Raw genomic sequence first — 14,428 nt, 5'->3', positions numbered from 1 at the left:
TTCACCGCCTCTACCGCGTCGGCGTCCCATAGACCGAAGGCGGCGGGGCGATCTGGAACGGTGGGGGCAAGGGCGGCGCGGAGGTCTGCGACGGCGTGGGTTCCGGCGCCGGCTCAGGCTGGTTCTGCTGCTCCGATTGCAGCCGCTCGGCATCGCGGCGGGCCCGCTCGGCTTCCGCCCGCGCCCTGGCTTGGCGCATCGCCTCTTCCTCGGCGGCCTTGACCCGCTGCCGTTCCGCCTCGCGCTGCGCATCGATCTGGCGCTGGCGCTCGGCGGCGGCCCGTTCGAAGGCCTCGATCTTCTCGAGCTCCCGCTTGAGCACGATGGCGGCAAGCCCATTGCGGAAGGGACCGGCATCGATCTGGCGCACGGGCGCGGTCAATGAGCCCTGCCAGTTCAGGCCGACCGATGGCGGCGCGCCGACCCATTCCGGCGGCGACGTCTTGGCGGTCAGCGCCCCGCGGGCGTCGAGCTGCAGGGTCTTCAGATCGAAGGTGACGGCCCCCTGCCAGGTGGCAGCGCCGCTTTCGGCCACGAAGGGCGAGAGGCGCAGAATGCCGCCGACGAGCGCCGCCGAGGTCTTGATCGGTGCAGCATTGAACGGCGCGCGACCGAGCTCCATGCCGAGGATCGCTTCCGACTTGCCCTCTACCAGCGGCTCGTTCTCCGCCAGTGCCCGCTTGAGGGCGCGCTCGAAGACGGCGGGATCGGCGGCCGGGATGCGCAGGTTCGTGACCTGCCAGTCGCCGGCACCGCCGAGATTGGCCACCAGTTCCGAAGGGCTCGATCCCACGGCACCGAACTTGAGCGGGCCTGAGAGAACGGCCTCAAACGGGGTCGAGCCGGCGAGTGTCCACAGGGGCACGCGCTCCAAGGACCCTTCGCCGACGATGGTCGCGACAGCGCCCTGACGGGTGATCGTGGTCCCGCCCGTGATCCGGCCGGAGCCCAGGGTCGCATCGAAATTGCGCAGTGAGATCCCGTCCGATTTCGCCTCGACCACGAAGGACGCGCGGCTGGCCTGCAAGCCGCGGCCAAGCTCTACGGACCCGACCCGGAAGGTGACCTGCCCGCCGGTGATGAGGCGCCCGCTCTGGCCGAAGCGGGCCGTCGACCAGATCGCCGTCGCGCCGGCATCGCCCGGCATGTTGAGCGAGAGTGCCGCAACGAGCCACGGCAGCGAGACGCGCTCGAGGGAGACCTCGCCGCCGATCTCCGAGCGCGAGGCCGCGACGAGGCGCGCCTGCACGTTGTTGTTCGCCACCTTGCCGTTGATGTCGAGGAGGGTCGCGCCGCGTTCGCGCCCCAGGGTCACGCGCCCATTGGCGGGAACGGGCGAAGCGACGCCTGCGCCGTCTCCCAGCAATTGCAGAAAGGGCGCGATATCCGCGGTCGAGATCTCGGCCTCGCCGCTATCCACCACGTCGTCGCCCTCGCTCAGGGAGAAGGGCCGCCTTGTCGCGATCCTCACGCCTGCAACGTCGCCAGCGATGGTGAGATTGAACTGGCCAGATCCGACCCGGGTGCCGCGAAGATCGATCTGGGATGGGCGGTTCAGGCCGGCGAGATTCGCCCGATTGACCCAGCGCCCGGTACTGTCGGTCGAAAGGCCGATGGTCAGGCTCTCGGTCCGCCCATCCACCGACTCGACCCGTCCCTCGAACGGCCCGCCAGAGACACGACCCTTTGCCGTCGTGCGCAGTCGCAGTTCCGTCGAGCCCGGCACCGGCGCCACCCGCTCGGAGGTGACGTCGAGATCGAGCGCCCCCTCGCGCACGAAATGCGGCACGAGCTTCGAAATCCCCCCGACCCACACGCTGCCGAGAAGGTCGACCAGCGGATCGGCGCGCTGCGCCGTGACCTTGCCCGTGATCTGTCCCGATCCGTCCGGCGCGATGCGGCCGCGGACGCGGGCATTGGCTCCCGCGAGATCGACGATGTCGAGGGTCTCGACCAGCAGCGCCGGGCCGTCGGACAGGATGCGGGCGGAAATCCGCCCCGTCGGCGGGCTCTTGCCCGCGCTGACGCCGCGCGCATCCAGGATGAAGCCGACATCGACCTTCTCGGTCGCCTGGAAGACACTGGACAATTGCGGCAGGTCGTCGAGATTCAGGCTCTGGATCGCGACCTGCGCCTCGACCTTGCCGCGCTCATCGGCTTCCGGCGCCGTGTAGCGGACATTGCCGGTCAGGGTCGACTCGCCGGTCTTCAGCCGCAGGCGGTTGAAGGATAGGACGGGGTTCGAAAAGGCGATTTCCGAGGAGGCCTCGACGGGACGCCCGTCGAGCACCCTCAGGAGAGGCGAGTTGATGCCGATGCGGGCGAGATAGCGGGCAAGCCGGTCGGATGCATTGGAGGCGAGAGCGACCTTGCCGTTGATTCCGCCCCGTGTGGTCAGGCCGAGCTGACCCTCCAGCGCCACACGGGTTTCACCCGGCGCTGTGAACTCGATCCGATCGAGCCGCGCGCGTCCGGTGTCGAGGGACAGCCGCAGATTGGCATTCGACAGGTCCTCTTGGGCCAGCCCGATGCTGTCGATCTTGAGATCGAGATCGATGGGGATATGGACCACCGGCAGCGACCATTGCTGCAGCCGGCTTTTGAAATCTTGTCCGTTGCCCGAGAGGATGAAGCTGTCCGCATCGAGCCGGCGCCCTTCGAGCTTCAGGGAAATGCGCGGCTCATTGAGTCCGATCCGGCCCTCGCCGGTCATGCGCAGGCTCGCGCCGCCCTCCCCGGCTTCGAGGCTGACGGGATTGAGCTCGACGGCGCCGGGCACCGTCTTGAACTCGGTCTCGACGGCGATGGGAATCGGGATGCCGGCGGCCGCAATCTGCGCGGGAGGGCCGAACAGGACCTTGGCCTTGCCCGACACGTTCGGAGTCGCCGCATCGCCCATCCCCTCGTTCAGGCCGAGGCGGGCATCGAGATCGAAGCGGGGATAGATGTCGCCGCCGCCGGAGAGCTTGACCTGGATGGTCTTGTCCTCGGCCAACTCGCCCGTGACCAGCCGGAACGGCACGCCGGAAGTCGTGCCCTCCACACGCCACGGCCCGATCAGCCTTTGCCCCTCAATGGAGACGTTTTCGGCAAAAGCCTGATTCGTCCGGCCAGTGCTCGCGCTCTGGGTCGTCACGAGAAGCTGGGCGACGCTGAGATTCTCGATCGCCCAGCGACGGGCGCGGCCGCTGCCCGACACCAGATCCGGCGGCAGGCGCCATTCGCCGTCACCCGCGACCGGGATCCGGATATCGGCCCGCCCCACCCGCGTTTCCGTGAAGCGCACATCCCCCTGCAGCAGCGGCATCAAGGCCACTTCGGCGCGGACGTAATCGGCGTTGAGAACCGGAGAATCCGGCGTCTTGCCGCCGAGACGCAATCGCCCGAGGGTGATCCTGGGCGCGGGCAGCAGGCGGATGCCGATAGAGCCCTCGGTCTTGGCCTCGGTGCCGGATGCGCGCGCAATCAGGTGATCGATCGTGTCGCGATGCGCCTCCCAGGTGATGAAGGGAGGAGCTGCCACGGCAACCGCCAGGATCAGGATCACGATGGATGCGATGATCGTCAGGATATCGCGCAAGAGGCTGCCTTTTCTCCGTTACGGTGAGACGTCCTTATCTCATGACGACCAGGACCGGGAGCTTTGTTCCATGTGTTCCACTGTCAAAGCGCAACGATCTTGCCGGGATTCATGATGTTGTCGGGATCGATGGCCTGTTTCAAGACGCGCATCATGCCGAGAGCCACCGCCCCGTGCTCGATCTCCAGATATTTCATCTTCTTCTGGCCGACCCCATGCTCGCCGGTGCAGGTGCCCTCCATGGCCACCGCCCTCCGCACCAGGCGGTCCACGAAGGCTTCGCAGGCTTCGATTTCCGCCGGATCATCCGTGTTCACGAGGGGCTGGACATGGAAATTGCCGTCGCCCACATGGCCGACGATCGGCGCGACGAGGCCGGTTTCCAGGATGTCCTGCTTGGTGGCGTCGACGCATTCAGCCAGGCGGGAAATCGGCACGCAGACGTCGGTCGCCACCGATTGCGCTCCCGGCCGCAGGCCCTTGGCGGCCCAATAGGCATCGTGCCGGGCCTGCCAGAGGCGCGAGCGCTCCTCGGGCTTCGTCGCCCATTCGAACGGCCCACCTTCGAACTCAGCAGCGATCTCGCCGAACCGCTCCGACTGCTCCTGCACGCCGGCTTCGGAGCCGTGGAACTCCAGGAGCAGCAGGGGGCTCTCCGGCAGGGAAAGCTTGGAATGGAGATTGACCGCCTTCACCTGCACCTCGTCGAGCAGCTCGATGCGCGCCACCGGGATGCCGGACTGGATGGTCATGATCACCGCATCACAGGCCGCCTTGACCGACGGGAACGGGCAGATGCCGGCCGAAATCGCTTCCGGGATGCCATGAAGCTTCAGGGTAATCTCGGTGATGATCCCCAGCGTTCCCTCCGAGCCGATCAGCAGGCGGGTGAGATCATAGCCGGCGGAGCTCTTCTTGGCGCGGCTCGCGGTCTTCACGATCTCGCCATCCGGCAGCACGGCCTTGAGCGCCAGCACGACATCCTTCATGGTGCCGTAGCGGACGGCATTGGTGCCGGAGGCGCGGGTGGCGGCCATGCCGCCGATGGAGGCATCGGCGCCCGGATCGATGGGGAAGAACAGCCCCTTGTCGCGTAGATGCTCGTTGAGCTCCTTGCGGGTCACGCCCGCCTCGACCACGCAGTCCAGGTCCTCGTCATGGACGGCGATGATGCGCTTCATCAGGCTGAGATCGATGGAAACGCCGCCATAGGGGGCATTGATATGTCCTTCCAGCGATGTGCCGGTGCCATAGGGGATGACCGGAACCCCATGCGCGGCGCAGAGTTTCACGATCTCCGACACCTCCTCCGTCGTCCGCGGATAGACCACGGCGTCCGGCGGCTGGTTCTTCACCCAGGTCAGAGTATGCCCATGCTGCTCGCGCACGGCAGCCGAGGTCGCGACGCGATCGCCGAAACGCTGCGACAGCTCGGCCAAGAGGGAAGCCACACTGGCTTCGGTGGCTTTCTGACGGGCTGGAACTTGGGTGGCATTCATGGAGGCTTCAGATCCGGTTGCGATGCTCGTTGCCCTTCATAGCTACCAAAACCGTTGCAAAGGCAACACTCGGGTTGAGAAAGATGCCGCACCCCTCATGCATAGGTCCAATGAACGTGCTAACATTCTTTTCCTATTGTGATCGGAACGATCTTCCGGAGGGCATCGAGGGACGCGATTGACTATGGAGAAGCGGACACCCGTCTTTTACTTCGCGCCCTTCGTGTCGTCCACGATGCGGGTCGAGCCCGCTTGGATCGACTATAACGGCCATATGAACATGGCCTATTACCATGTGCTCTTCGACAGGGCGGTGGAGGAAGGCTTCAGCCTCGTCGGCCTGGGCCACGATTATCTGGAAAAGCGCAAAGCCTCGTTCTTCGCGGCCGAGGTCCACACCGTCTACAAGCGCGAGCTCAAGATGAACGACCGGGTGCGCGTGACGCTCCAGCTCGTCGATTTCGACGAGAAGCGCATCCACTACTACATGGAAATCCGCCATGCCACCGAGGGCTGGGTCGCCGCGACCATGGAGGGACTGTCCCTCCATGTGGACATGGAGACCCGGAAGGTGTGCCCGTTCCCGGACGACGTCGCCGCCAATCTCGCCGTGATGAAGACGACCCACTCCCGTCTGTCCAAGCCGTCGGCGCTGGGGCGCTCCGTCGGCATTCCCTCCAAGACCGAGACGGGGTTTCTCGCTTCGAGCACGCGGCACTGAGATTTGCTTCGAAGCAGGCGCTGCTCAGGCGAGTTGCAGCCTCGCGGGCTCCAGTCGCTGGCGGATCCATTCGGTCACCGGCCGCTCGTACCAGCGGAACACCAGCAGCGATGCGAGAACGGCCCCGGTCACGGCGAGCACGATGTAAGCCCACGGTCCGATCGCGGAAGCCAAACCGCTTTCGACAAGGACCTCGCGCCCGGCCCGAATGACGAAAGGATGAGTGAGGTAAAGGGCATAGGAGGCATCGCCCAGAGCACTGCCCGTTCGCGTGAGCCATGTCGTCGCCCTGACGCGATCCGGACCAAGCGCGGCGGCAGCAACGAAGAGCGCAGCCGGAATGCCGAAGGCGATCATTCGCGGCCAATCGGCCGCCGCTCCGCCGACGAGCAGAACGAGGCCACCCGTGACGAGAGCGGCGCGCACGGGGCGCGACAGGACGAGTCCTTCCGCCTTGAGAAGTGCCAGTCCCATGCCGAGGGCAAATTCCAGAACGATCGGATCGGTCCAGAAGGCGAGCGGCTGCGGAAGGGCAACGAGACCGCCCACGACCACCGTCGCTGCCAGGGCGGCCGCCAGCCCGATCACGGCTCTGCGCATCGGCCAGAAGAGGACAAGGGCGAAGAGCAGGTAGAAATACATCTCGTAGTTCAGCGTCCATCCGAGGGAGTAGAGCGGCTGGACGAGGCCGTCGGGGCGCGCCAGCGGGATGAACAGATACGAGGCGAGGACGAAGCCGGGCTCCAGGATGCTCCGGTTGAGGACTTCAGGCGAGATCAGCGCGACAGCGAGATAGAGCGTCGTCGCGGTCCAATAGAGCGGAGCGACGCGGGCGACGCGGCGCGCGAGGAAGACCTTACCAGCGCCGGGAGCTTCGAAAAGGTTTCGCGACGCATGAACGATGATGAAGCCGGAGATGACGAAGAACACGTCGACCCCGGCGGCCCATGGAACAGCTTGAAAGGGCTCGAACTGCCAGCCGAGCTGGGCCGCCATGAGGCCGGCATCGTATTGGGCGTGCAGGATCGCGATCGACAGGGCCGCACAGGCTCGCAACACCTGGATATATGGGAGCTTTGTCATTCCCCGCGCTCGACCTCAACACCCTTGAGCTTCTGCATAGCCGGGGGGAGCGGCCGCAGCAAGGCATGCAAAGCGGCGAGAAGGTCACAGGAGAGATGAGGTCAGGGCCCCTCGCCTCCGGTCTAGGCGCCTAGAAGCAGCTGACCGATCCCGCCGGGCATGTGCCTCGTCGCGAAGGCAGCGGGACCGGAGGCGGGTTGGCGAACATGCGATCCCGCTCGATATTCTGCCGGATCCGGTTGCTCTGGCTCCGGACATCCTGCTCGACGCCGAGAATTCGCTGATCCTGCTGGATCCGCCGGTTGATATCGTCCGTGGTCCGCTCCGCAGGGCTGGTGCGGGGCAGCCGTGTCTGTGCCTCGGCCGATACGGCCATGGGAAGTGCGAGGCTTGAGACGATGGCAGCAACCACCATGATGCGCATGGGACATTCCTCTTCGGGCCTGCCATAACCATATGGCGAGGGAGCCTTTTACGGACAATGGCGCTCAAGCCGGGAAGTTCAGCCTGCGGCAGGATCGACAGGCATTCCGGGCTCGACGCCGTTCGCCTTTTGATCCATGGTCCCGCCAATGAATCAGTCCGATCCTAGACACGATCCGCAGGACAACCTTGCCCATGAGCCGGCGTCCGGATCCCTGAGCGCCCGCGCCCGAGCGGCGGTTGCGCCGCAATCGCCCTACCTGAACGGCCTGAACCCGGAGCAGCGCGCCGCCGTGGAGGCCACCGAAGGGCCGGTTCTCGTGCTCGCCGGCGCCGGGACCGGCAAGACCCGCGTGCTCACGACCCGGATCGCTCACCTGATCGCCACCGGCAAGGCCTATCCGTCGCAGATCCTCGCCGTCACCTTCACCAACAAGGCAGCCCGGGAGATGCGCGAGCGCATCACCTCCGTCATCGGCCCCGTCGCCGAAGGCATGCAGTGGCTCGGCACCTTCCACTCCATCGGCACAAAGATCCTCCGCCGCCATGCGGAGCTGGTGGGCCTGCGCTCCGATTTCACGATCCTCGGCACCGACGACCAGCTGCGCCTGATGAAGCAGGTGATCGAGGTCGAGGGCATCGACGAGAAACGCTGGCCCGCGCGCCAGCTCGCCGCCCATATCGACGGCTGGAAGAACCGTGGCCTCGGCCCCGATCAGGTGCCCGCCGGCGAGGCCGGAGCCTTCGCCAACGGCAAGGGCGGCCGGCTCTATCGCGCCTATCAGGAGCGGCTGAAGGTTCTCAACGCCGCCGATTTCGGCGATCTCCTGCTCGAATGCCTGCGCCTGTGGCGCGAACACCCCGACATTTTGGAGCAGTACCAGAACCGCTTCCGATACATGCTGGTGGACGAGTACCAGGACACCAACGTCGCCCAGTACCTCTGGCTGAGGCTTCTGGCTCAGGCGCGTAAGAACCTGTGCTGCGTCGGCGACGACGACCAGTCGATCTATGGCTGGCGCGGCGCCGAGGTCGACAACATCCTCCGCTTTGAGCACGATTTTCCCGGCGCGACGGTGATCCGGCTCGAGCGCAACTACCGCTCCACCGGCCATATCCTCTCGGCGGCCTCCGGCCTCATCGCCAAGAACCAGGGCCGCCTCGGCAAGACGCTTCGGACGGAAGACGAGCCGGGCGAAAAAGTCACGATCACCGGCGCCTGGGATTCCGAGGAGGAGGCCCGCCTCATCGGCGAGGAGATCGAGGCGCTGCACGCCAAGAAGCATTCGCTCTCCGAGATCGCGATCCTGGTGCGCATCTCCGCCCAGATGCGCGAAATCGAAGACCGGCTCGTGACGCTCGGCGTGCCCTATCGCGTCATCGGCGGCCCGCGCTTCTACGAGCGCGCTGAAATCCGCGATGCGCTGGCCTATCTGCGCGTCGTCAATCAGCCTGCCGACGATCTCGCCTTCGAGCGCATCGTGAACGTGCCTAAGCGCGGCCTTGGCGATGCCACGATCCAGGTGCTGCACAACCACGCCCGCGCCGCCCGCGTGCCGCTGATGGAAGCCGCGCGCTTCATCGTCGAGACCGACGAGCTGAAGCCGAAGCCGCGCGCCACCTTGCGCGATCTTCTGATCTCCTTCGGACGCTGGGCGAAACTCTCCGAGACCCTATCGCAATCCGATGTCGCCCAGACGGTGCTGGAGGAATCCGGCTACACCGATATGTGGCAAAAGGACAAATCGGCGGATGCGGCGGGGCGGCTCGAAAACCTCAAGGAGCTCGTGCGCTCTATGGAGGAATTCCCGGATCTGCAGAGCTTCCTCGAGCATGTCTCCCTCGTGATGGAGGCCAATGAGAGCGACACTGCCGAGCGGGTCAGTCTCATGACGCTCCATGCGGCGAAGGGCCTGGAATTCGACACCGTCTTCCTGCCCGGCTGGGAGGAAGGCCTCTTTCCCAACCAGCGCGCCCTCGACGAGAGCGGCCGCGCGGGCCTTGAGGAGGAGCGGCGCCTCGCCCATGTGGGCCTGACCCGCGCCCGGCGCCGGGCGAAGATCTACTTCGCCTCCAACCGGCGCATCCACGGCCTGTGGAACTCGACCGTTCCGAGCCGCTTCGTCGACGATCTGCCGGAACCGAATGTGGAGATCGTCGAGGCGCCCGCCAATTTCTCCTATGGCGGTTCGCGCTTCGACCGGATGCAGCCCTTTGCCGGCTCGTCCTACCAGACCCCCGGCTGGCAGCGCGCCCAGGCACACCGTGCCTCGACCGAGGATGGCGGCTATTCCGGGCGCCGGTCCGGCGAACGACGCGGGCCGATGATGATCGAGGGCGAATTGGTGGCAAAGTCCACCGGCAGCTCCGGCTTCACGGTCGGCGGGCGCGTGCTCCACACCAAGTTCGGCCCTGGCACCGTCGAGGCCATCGACGGCAACAAGCTGACGGTCGAGTTCGACAAGGCCGGGCGCAAGATGGTGCTGGACAGCTTCGTCGAGGCGCTGGGCTAGCCTATCGGATTTCTCCCTCTAGCCACACGCCCGAGACTGTGGAACCATCCCGCCCCCGTCAAAGCGATCAGAGGTGGTGATGTTTCCCCTGTCTCACATGCTCAAATCCTTCATTCGTGCCGGCACCCTGAAGGTGATCGACGCTGAGGGCAACGTGCATGTCTTCGGCGGTGAGAAGCCGGGGCCCAGCGTCACCATGCGGCTGACGGATCGCTCGCTCTATCACAAGCTCTTCCTGAACCCGGAACTTCATGCCGGCGAGGCCTATATGGACGGGCGCATGAGCTTCGAGGACGGCTCGTCCCTGCGCGACTTCCTGAACCTGTTCTCGATGAACCGCTCGACGCTGGCCAATTATCCGCTTCAGAATGTGCTGAAACGTCTCTCGCGCACGGTGAAACGGTTCCAGCAGGCGAACCCGGTCGGCAAGGCGCAACAGAACGTGGCGCATCACTACGACCTCGGGAACGACTTCTACAAGCTCTTCCTCGACAAGGGCATGCAGTATTCCTGCGCCTATTTCATCAACGACGACGACACGCTGGAGGAGGCGCAGCAGAACAAGCTTCGCCTGATCGCATCGAAGCTGCGGCTGAAGCCCGGCCTGAAGATCCTCGACATCGGCAGCGGCTGGGGCGACCTCGCGCTGTATCTCGCGGCGATGGAAGACGTGGACGTCACCGGCGTCACGCTCTCGAAGGAGCAGTACGAACTCTCCAACGAGAAGGCGCGGCGCGCAGGACTGTCGGATCGCGTGCGCTTCGAGCTCCTCGATTATCGCAAGGTGGACAGAAAGTTCGACCGGATCGTGTCTGTCGGCATGTTCGAGCATGTGGGCGTGCAGCATTACGGTGAGTTCTTCAAAAAGATCAACGCGCTGCTCGACGACGACGGGCTGATGGTGCTGCATTCCATCGGCAAGATGAGCCCACCCGGCACCGCGAGCCCGTGGCTGCGCAAGTACATCTTCCCCGGCGCCTATTCCCCTGCCCTGTCGGAGGTCTTCCCTGTCGTCGAGCAGAACCAGCTGTGGGTGACCGATCTCGAGTTCCTGCGCCTGCATTATGCCAAGACGCTCAATCACTGGCACCGGCGCTTCGAGGCCAACCGCGAGAAGATCGCGGCCATGTACGACGAGCGCTTCTGCCGGATGTTCGAGTTCTATCTGATCAGTGCGGAGACCATGTTCACCACCGGAAGTCAGCTGGTGTTTCACATGCAATTGGCGCGCAAGCGCGACGCGGTCCCCATCGTGCGCGACTACGTCACGGATGTGCAGCGCGAATACAAGGCGAAAGAGGCCGAGCGCCTCAAGGTGCTGGAGCCTGCGCGGGAGATGATGCCAACATGACGGCCGGCACCTCTCGCTCCTGAAACCTGCGCGTCAGGTGATCGTCTCGTAGTCCTTGTTCTTCAGGCCGTCATGGGAATGCCGGGTCGGCAGCCTGCCGGCCGGTTGCTTCTTGAAATGCGAAGACGCTGCTGAGCCGACCGATCCTTTCGCGATGGTGACGCCGCCATCGACCGCATAGAGCGCGCCGGTGACGTAGCTCGCCTCATCGGAAGCGAGGAAGCAGAAGACATTCGCGACCTCTTCCGGCGTGCCGCGACGACCCATGGGCGTCGCGTCGATCATCGTGGATTCCATTTCCCTGTTCATCGGGCCGCTCGACTTGTGCGTCCAGGCCGTATCGATCGGGCCCGGGCAGACGCAATTGGCGCGCACCCCATGGGCCGCCTGCTCGACGGCCACGCCGCGCATGAAGGAATGGATGAAGGCCTTGGTGCCGCCATACATCGTGTTCTTGGCGATGCCGATCATGCCGGCCTCGGAGCCGGTGGAGATGATGTTGCCGTAAGTCTTCTGCAGGTGAGGCAGGGCGAACTTGGTCATCAGGAAGACCGAGCGCACATTCGCGCGCAGGGTCTCGTCGAACTTGTCGATCGGATAATCCTGCGTTTCGGCAGCGGCCAGGAATACGCCGGCATTGTTGACGAGCACGTCGATGCGCCCATAGGCGCTCACGCAGGCCTCGATCGCGGCCTCGGCATGGCGCTCTTCCGCGATATCGCCAAGGTAGGTTTCCGCAAAGCCTCCCGCTCCGTTGATCATCCGGGCGACATCCTCCACTGGATCGTCCGGCAGTCCGACGAGGAGAAGGCGCGCGCCTTCCTGAGCGAATTTGAGGGCGATGGCTTCGCCAATGCCTGTGCCGGCACCGGTCACGACGGCAACCTTGTCGAAAAGACGTCCTGACATGAGGATCTCCTTGAGGGAAAGCGCAGCCGTCGGGCGCACGCCACGGCGGAGCGTTGGATGAGGGCAAAACGGGTCGCTTTCCCGGCGGTTCCCTCGATGCCCGATCCCGATCGGACCGTCGAAAGGCACATCGGGTGGTTTCACTTTAGGGTGCGATGCTCTAAAGCGGGGTCATGCTCGAAGGTCTGCACCCAAACCGCCCCACCCACGTCTTCCGCATCACCACGGACGGGCGCTCCGCGCGCGCCATGACCGACATGATCGGCGAGATCTTCGATCCGGCCGAGACGGCCGTCGCATCCTTCGAAACCGAGGATGGCGGCCCCTGGCTGCTGGAGGCCTATTTCGCCAGCCAGCCGGACGAGACGGCGATCCGCAACCTGCTGCGGCCCATCGTCGGCGAGGAGGCGGACAAGGGGGTCTTCTTGCCCCTCGATCAGAAGGATTGGGTGAAGGCGTCGCTGGAAGGCCTCAAGCCCGTGAGGGCGGGCCGCATCTTCGTGCATGGCTCGCACGACCGGGATCAGCGCCGCCCGAGCGACATCGCCATCGAAATCGAGGCCGGCCTCGCCTTCGGCACCGGCCATCACGGCACGACCCTGAGCTGCCTGCTCGCCTTCGTCGACGAGTTGAAGATGCGCACGCCCCGCCACGTGCTCGATGTCGGCACCGGTACGGGCATCCTGGCCTTTGCGGCGGCGAAGATTCTGAAGCGCCCCGTCGTTGCGGGCGATATCGATCCGGAAGCAGTCAGGGTGGCGCGCGAGAATGCGCGGCTCAATGGCATCGCGCCTTGGATGAGGCTTTACGTCGGACCTGGCACCCGGCACGCGGACGCCGACCGTCCGGGCCATTTCGATCTGGTCTTTGCCAATATTCTCGCCAAGCCCCTGCGGGTGCTGGCGCCGTCGCTGGCGCGGGTGGCGAGCCGGGATGGGACGCTCATTCTATCGGGCCTTCTCGCCCGCGACGTCCCCGGTGTGCTCTCGGCCTATGCCCATCAGGGCTTCTACCTGCAGCGCCGCTACGACCTCGAGGGCTGGGCGGCGCTGGTTTTGACGCGGGGCAGCGTTCGTCCGCTCCCCCGCATCTAAAACTTCTTACTCGGACAGAATGCCCGGATAGCGCTTGGCGAGTTCGCGACGGAGCTGGAGAGTTTCGATCCAGACTTCGCGGACGGCCTTCATGGCGGTGACGATGATCATGACGTTATCTTTCTCTGAGAATGGATTTGGTTAAACCGCGTCTATTTTGGGAACCGTAGTTCTTCCTCCTTGGGGTCGAGCTGATCCTTGACCCAGAGGCGATCGGCCAGGGCGCATGGATCCGTGTTGATGCGGGTTTCGAAAGCGGCGACGCGTCGGGTGAGATCTTCAGGGCTGCTGTGGCAGTGGTGATAGGTGACGTCCTCGCGCAGCCAGCGCCAGAGCGCCTCCACGGGCATCAGGTCAGGGCTGTAGCTGGGTAAGGGCACAAGCGCGATGTTCAGATCGGAGGCCTCCGCCCGGACCGCCTGGGCGCGATGGTAGGGCGCTCCATCCCACAGCAGAATGATCTTGCGGTCGGACACCTCGGCCCGCAGCCGACGCAGCACCTCGATCGTGTGCTCTCCGTTGGCGCGGGCATAGGGCCACAGCCGGACCTCGCCCTCGTTGTAGAGATAGAGACCATAGAACGACACCTTGGCCGAGAGCCCGGGCGAGCAGGAGGCCACCCACAGCCGCTGGCCGCGGGCGCACCAGCCATAACCAAGATCGGTGTCTTGGTGAAGGTGAGCCTCATCAAGATAGACTAGGAGGTGGCGGTCGCGTTGGGCGCCGGCCAGCAGGTCCGGGAGGCGATCGATGAAAGCCCGTCGTTGCTCCGGATCCGCGCGGCCGAGCAGCTTTTTGGCCTTCTTCCACGACAGCGCGAGGCGGTGCAGGGCCGCCCGGATGGTCTCGCGACAGACGCTGAGACCAAAGCGCTCGCGCACGAACGCCACCAGGCGCTTGAGGGTGAAGCGAGGCGGCGGATCGGCGCCGTCTACGGGCGGCGCGGCCGCCGCACCCTGGGCCGCGCGCACGACCTCGCCGAGACTGGCGGCGGTTCGGGCACAAAGGGGGGACGGCCGCCGGTGCGGCCATAGGCCAGGGCCGCGGGGCCCTGTGTGTGGTAGGCATGCAGCCAACCCATTACGGTCTGCGGGTGGCGCCCGGTGCGTGCCGCCACCTGGGTGGCGCAGCTTCCTTGAGCCATGTCGTAGAGGGCGAGCGCGCGCTCGCGGGTGCGCGCATGAGGTGCGTTTAGCGCCAGCCGCCGCAGGTCATCCGGTGTTTGACCCCAGCGTGCACAATCAACCCGTAGCAT

Annotated in this window: 11 protein-coding genes; 4 read left to right on the top strand and 7 right to left on the bottom strand. The window is 65.4% G+C overall.

All coding sequences use genetic code 11. The features are described 5' to 3' along the window. Positions 1-10 precede the first annotated feature (10 nt). Positions 11-3,580 carry an AsmA family protein gene (locus BB934_RS19465; protein ID WP_099511107.1) on the bottom strand — a complete coding sequence of 1,190 codons (3,570 nt, stop codon included), beginning with the start codon at positions 3,578-3,580 and terminating at the stop codon, positions 11-13. Positions 3,581-3,663: 83 nt separating this feature from the next. Then, a complete protein-coding gene (locus BB934_RS19460) occupies positions 3,664-5,079 on the bottom strand; it encodes an FAD-binding oxidoreductase (RefSeq protein WP_099511106.1) in 1,416 nt (471 codons plus the stop codon). A gap of 184 nt (positions 5,080-5,263) precedes the next feature. On the opposite strand from BB934_RS19460, the gene BB934_RS19455 reads away from it, so the two are divergent. Then, the gene (locus tag BB934_RS19455; RefSeq protein WP_099511105.1) at positions 5,264-5,800 is read left to right on the top strand and encodes a thioesterase family protein; all 537 of its coding nucleotides are present in this window, start codon (positions 5,264-5,266) and stop codon (positions 5,798-5,800) included. A 24-nt stretch (positions 5,801-5,824) separates the two neighbouring features. On the opposite strand, the gene BB934_RS19450 is transcribed toward BB934_RS19455, so the two are convergent. Both BB934_RS19450 and BB934_RS19445 read right to left on the bottom strand, forming a co-directional pair. Further along, complete coding sequence (locus BB934_RS19450) at positions 5,825-6,883, bottom strand: acyltransferase family protein (RefSeq protein ID WP_237050017.1); 1,059 nt, start codon at positions 6,881-6,883, stop codon at positions 5,825-5,827. 130 nt (positions 6,884-7,013) lie between these two features. Next, positions 7,014-7,307 carry a hypothetical protein gene (locus BB934_RS19445; protein ID WP_099511104.1) on the bottom strand — a complete coding sequence of 98 codons (294 nt, stop codon included), beginning with the start codon at positions 7,305-7,307 and terminating at the stop codon, positions 7,014-7,016. A 148-nt stretch (positions 7,308-7,455) separates the two neighbouring features. On the opposite strand from BB934_RS19445, the gene BB934_RS19440 reads away from it, so the two are divergent. Further along, positions 7,456-9,819, top strand: coding sequence for an ATP-dependent helicase (locus tag BB934_RS19440; RefSeq protein WP_173909473.1), 2,364 nt, complete (start codon positions 7,456-7,458; stop codon positions 9,817-9,819). 79 nt (positions 9,820-9,898) lie between these two features. Further along, positions 9,899-11,170 carry an SAM-dependent methyltransferase gene (locus BB934_RS19435; protein WP_099511103.1) on the top strand — a complete coding sequence of 424 codons (1,272 nt, stop codon included), beginning with the start codon at positions 9,899-9,901 and terminating at the stop codon, positions 11,168-11,170. A 33-nt stretch (positions 11,171-11,203) separates the two neighbouring features. On the opposite strand, the gene BB934_RS19430 is transcribed toward BB934_RS19435, so the two are convergent. Continuing rightward, a complete protein-coding gene (locus BB934_RS19430; protein ID WP_099511102.1) occupies positions 11,204-12,079 on the bottom strand; it encodes an SDR family NAD(P)-dependent oxidoreductase in 876 nt (291 codons plus the stop codon). 173 nt (positions 12,080-12,252) lie between these two features. Between BB934_RS19430 and BB934_RS19425 the strand changes: the two genes are divergently transcribed. Then, positions 12,253-13,173: a 50S ribosomal protein L11 methyltransferase gene (locus BB934_RS19425; protein WP_099511101.1), complete on the top strand. Its 921-nt coding sequence runs from the start codon at positions 12,253-12,255 to the stop codon at positions 13,171-13,173. A 152-nt stretch (positions 13,174-13,325) separates the two neighbouring features. On the opposite strand, the gene BB934_RS19420 is transcribed toward BB934_RS19425, so the two are convergent. After that, a complete protein-coding gene (locus BB934_RS19420) occupies positions 13,326-14,144 on the bottom strand; it encodes an IS630 family transposase (RefSeq protein ID WP_157934170.1) in 819 nt (272 codons plus the stop codon). Further along, the gene (locus BB934_RS50945) at positions 14,105-14,317 is read right to left on the bottom strand and encodes a helix-turn-helix domain-containing protein (protein ID WP_418294754.1); all 213 of its coding nucleotides are present in this window, start codon (positions 14,315-14,317) and stop codon (positions 14,105-14,107) included. The genes BB934_RS19420 and BB934_RS50945 overlap by 40 nt, the downstream gene beginning before the upstream one ends. Between the last annotated feature and the right edge of the window lie 111 nt (positions 14,318-14,428).

Origin of the sequence: Microvirga ossetica (assembly GCF_002741015.1) — a bacterium.
In the GTDB taxonomy this organism is placed as follows: domain Bacteria; phylum Pseudomonadota; class Alphaproteobacteria; order Rhizobiales; family Beijerinckiaceae; genus Microvirga; species Microvirga ossetica.
Note: the sequence above shows the minus strand (reverse complement) of the source record. Positions and strands in the feature narration are given on the sequence as shown.

Bases quoted from the DNA above. Each gene is read 5' to 3' on its own strand.
- BB934_RS19430 (WP_099511102.1), bottom strand. From the start codon at position 12,079: ATGTCAGGACGTCTTTTCGACAAGGTTGCCGTCGTGACCGGTGCCGGC.
- BB934_RS19435 (WP_099511103.1), top strand. From the start codon at position 9,899: ATGTTTCCCCTGTCTCACATGCTCAAATCCTTCATTCGTGCCGGCACC.
- BB934_RS19445 (WP_099511104.1), bottom strand. From the start codon at position 7,307: ATGCGCATCATGGTGGTTGCTGCCATCGTCTCAAGCCTCGCACTTCCC.
- BB934_RS19460 (WP_099511106.1), bottom strand. From the start codon at position 5,079: ATGAATGCCACCCAAGTTCCAGCCCGTCAGAAAGCCACCGAAGCCAGT.
- BB934_RS50945 (WP_418294754.1), bottom strand. From the start codon at position 14,317: ATGGCTCAAGGAAGCTGCGCCACCCAGGTGGCGGCACGCACCGGGCGC.
- BB934_RS19425 (WP_099511101.1), top strand. From the start codon at position 12,253: ATGCTCGAAGGTCTGCACCCAAACCGCCCCACCCACGTCTTCCGCATC.
- BB934_RS19440 (WP_173909473.1), top strand. From the start codon at position 7,456: ATGAATCAGTCCGATCCTAGACACGATCCGCAGGACAACCTTGCCCAT.
- BB934_RS19455 (WP_099511105.1), top strand. From the start codon at position 5,264: ATGGAGAAGCGGACACCCGTCTTTTACTTCGCGCCCTTCGTGTCGTCC.
- BB934_RS19450 (WP_237050017.1), bottom strand. From the start codon at position 6,883: ATGACAAAGCTCCCATATATCCAGGTGTTGCGAGCCTGTGCGGCCCTG.